General features: G+C 70.5%; 1 protein-coding gene and 1 pseudogene. Both read left to right on the top strand.

What is annotated here, in order from left to right; all coding sequences use genetic code 11:
- Window positions 1-99 (top strand): annotated as a pseudogene (locus ABZW10_RS38590) (ATP-binding protein); the annotation flags it as partial.
- Between the two features lie 399 nt (window positions 100-498).
- Window positions 499-3352: nitrate- and nitrite sensing domain-containing protein (locus ABZW10_RS38585; protein WP_355376363.1), on the top strand; the 2854-nt coding region annotated here is incomplete at its 3' end.

Genomic DNA, 3352 nt, shown 5'->3' with positions numbered 1-3352 from the left:
GACACCCCCGTCATCACCCTCGACGCCCGACGCCGCGACAGCGCCAAGAGCGCCCTCATCACCCTCGTCGAACACGCCCTCCTCGCCCGCCTGCGCTGAGCGGACACCGAGGCCGGCGGCCCCGGTACCCCGTCGCGCCGACGGGGTACCGGGGCACGTTCGCTTGCGGAGAGGTGTCGTCCGGGCGCCTCGCGCAAGACCCTCGCATAAGCGGCGGATAACAGTTCGGTAGGCATTTCGTGATCAACAATGACTGTTTGTAGCGAATCGGCATCACTCAGCGCCAGAAGACCACAGTTTTGCTCCAACATGTCGGTGATTGTCCTGAATTGCACCACCCACTCCGCCCACCAGCAGCTGTTTGTCCCCCATCCCCGCACGTGCTGAAATTCCAGCTACCCCTGGATCCCATACGGCTGCCGTTCCCCGGAGCGGGCGGCCCCCGGGGTAGCGCTGGATTGATCCATGGCCGGCTGTCGGCCGAGAGGTAGTTGTCGAGTGAGGCGTAAGCAGCAGGTCGCCCCGCAGCGGCGCTCCGAGCCCCGCCAGAGCGAGCCGAACGGCACCGCACCGGAACCGGGCGGGTTCTCGGCGTTCACGCCGGTCGAGGAACGGCCGCCAACGGCCCCGGCACCGCAGCAGCCGAACCCCGGCAAGGACCGCGCGTCCGGCCCGGACACCGGCTCCACCACCGGGACCGGCCCCGGCGGCGGCACGAACGACAACGGCCCCAAGAGCAGCCGGTACGACTTCGTGCGCCCGCGCAACTGGCGCGTGCCCGCCCGACTGATCGCGATCCTGCTGATCCCGGTCGTCATCGCCCTGGTCTTCGGCGGCCTGCGCGTCAACACCTCGATCGACGGCTTCATCAAGGCCGACCGCGCCCAGCGCACCGCCACCCTCGCCAAGGCCGCCACCGAGCTCGCCGAAGCGCTGGAGAGCGAGCGCGACAAGACGCTCATACCCCTGATCACCAAGCAGGACCCGAACAACGACGTCACCAAGGCGCGCTCGACCACCGACGCCGCCCTCAAGGCCTACAACGCGGCCTACGAGGCCAGCGACAAGTCCGGCGAACTCCCCCGGCGGCACGAGGCCTTCCAGCAGGTGGTCGTCCACCTGCCGCAGCTGCGCGCCACCGCCTACGCCGACAACCTGTTCGCCTCCGCGACCGTCAGCGCCTACTCGGTGATGTTCGCGCCGCTGCTGTCCTACGACAACTCGGTCGGCCTCGGCTCGTCCAACCTGACCAGCAAGGGCCGCTCGATCTACGCCATGTCGCTGGCCAAGGCCTCGGCCTCGACCCAGCGCGCCCTGATGCTGCAGCTGCTGGTCGGCATCTCCGCCCAGAAGACCACCCGGTACGAGAACGTCGACCTCATCCAGCAGCTGCTGGTCGCCCAGCGCCTGGAACAGACCGCGATCTCCGAGTTCAACATCGGCAGCGCCCCCGAGGACGCCGGGAAGTACGCCGACGCCCAGGTCGTCCAGGCCAACGCCGACCAGCGCGCGGCCTACCGGATGCCCAACGGCAGCGTCCCGACCATGCAGGGCCTGCTGAACCTCGGCGCCGCCTACACCCAGGCGGCCGCCAACGGCCAGTCCCAGGGCAAGGAGATCGCCGACCGCGCCTACAAGGACGCCAAGGACTCCGGTCTGACGCCGGAGAACTGGAACCAGGCCGCCAACACCCACATCGCCAGCCTCCGCGCCACCGAGGTCGCGCTGCTGGACGACGTGCTCGTGGACGCCTCCGAGCTGCGCGACAACGCCCGCTTCGACGCCATCCTCAACTCGCTGATCGTGCTCACCGCACTGATCCTGGCCGGTGTCCTCACCGGCTACGTGGCCCGCTCGATGATCCTCGGCATGCGCACCCTGCGCAACGCCGCCCTGGACATCGCCGACCACAGCCTGCCCGAGCTGGTCGAGCGGCTCTCCAAGACCGACCCGGACCGGGTGGACACCAACGTCACCCCGATCCCGCTGCACGGCAAGGACGAGATCGGCGAGGTCGCCCGGGCCTTCGACCAGGTCCACCGGCAGGCGGTCGCGCTCGCCGCCGAGCAGGCGCTGCTGCGCGGCAACGTCAACGCGATCTTCACCAACCTGTCGCGCCGCAGCCAGAGCCTGATCCAGCGCCAGCTGGCGCTGATCACCGACCTGGAGAACAACGAGGCCGACCCGGACCAGCTGGAGAACCTCTTCAAGCTGGACCACCTCGCCACCCGTATGCGCCGCAACGGTGAGAACCTGCTCGTCCTCGCGGGCGAGGAGGCCGGCCGCCGCTGGAACACCCCGGTCCCGCTGGTCGACGTGCTGCGCGCCGCCGCGTCCGAGGTGGAGCAGTACGAGCGCGTCGAGCTCTCCGGCATCCCCGAGGCCGAGGTCGTCGGCGCCGCCGTGACCGACCTCGTCCACCTGCTCGCCGAGCTGCTGGAGAACGCCACCACGTTCTCCAGCCCGCAGACCCGGGTGCTGGTCAACGCGACCCGGCTGCCGGACGGCCGGGTGCTCGTCGAGATCCACGACAAGGGCATCGGCCTCACCGCCGAGGACTTCGCGGAGATCAACGAGAAGCTGGCCGAGCCGCCCACGGTCGACGCCACCATCTCCCGCCGCATGGGCCTGTTCGTGGTCGGCCGGCTCTCCCAGCGGCACGACATCCGCGTCCAGCTCCGCCCGTCCGGCGAGTCGGCCGGCACCACCTCGCTGGTCATGCTGCCGCCGTTCGTGACCCAGATGGCCGCGGCGCCGGAGCCCGAGGAGCAGTTCACCGTCTCCCGGATCTTCGCCGAGCAGGAGCCGGCCCCCCAGTGGCCCGTCGACCACGACCCGGTCCGCAGCGCCGCCGAACTCGGCTTCGACGACCACCTCACCGGCATGGGCAACGCCGGCTCCACCGGCTTCAGCCCGGCCCTGGAGGCCGTCCAGCGCTCGCAGCGCCTGGACCAGGTCCGCCGCGCCGCGCTGGAGGCCGGACCGCAGGACAGTCAGCCGCCGGTGCTGGACGCCGAGGTCGACGAGGACTACCCGGCCTACGGCCGCCGCAACGACGAGGCCTACGCCCAGGACGAGCAGTACCCGCAGCAGGGCTACGGGCAGTCCGGCTACGCCGACGACCAGTACGGCTACCGGGACGAGTACGGCCGGGACGGCGGCTACGACGCCGAGGGCTACCGCCAGGACGGCTACCAGCAGGACGGCTACGGCCAGTACCCGCAGCAGGGCTACGACGAGTACGGCCGGACGGACGAGTACGGCCGGACGGACGAGTACGGCCGGACGGACGAGTACGGCCGGACGGACGAGTACGGCCGGACGGACGAGTACGGCCGGACGGACGAGTACG

The sequence above is a fragment of the Kitasatospora sp. NPDC004723 genome, assembly GCF_040609255.1.
In the GTDB taxonomy this organism is placed as follows: Bacteria; Actinomycetota; Actinomycetes; order Streptomycetales; family Streptomycetaceae; genus Kitasatospora.
The sequence above is the reverse complement of the archived record's forward strand: the minus strand, read 5'-3'. Positions and strand labels throughout refer to the sequence as shown.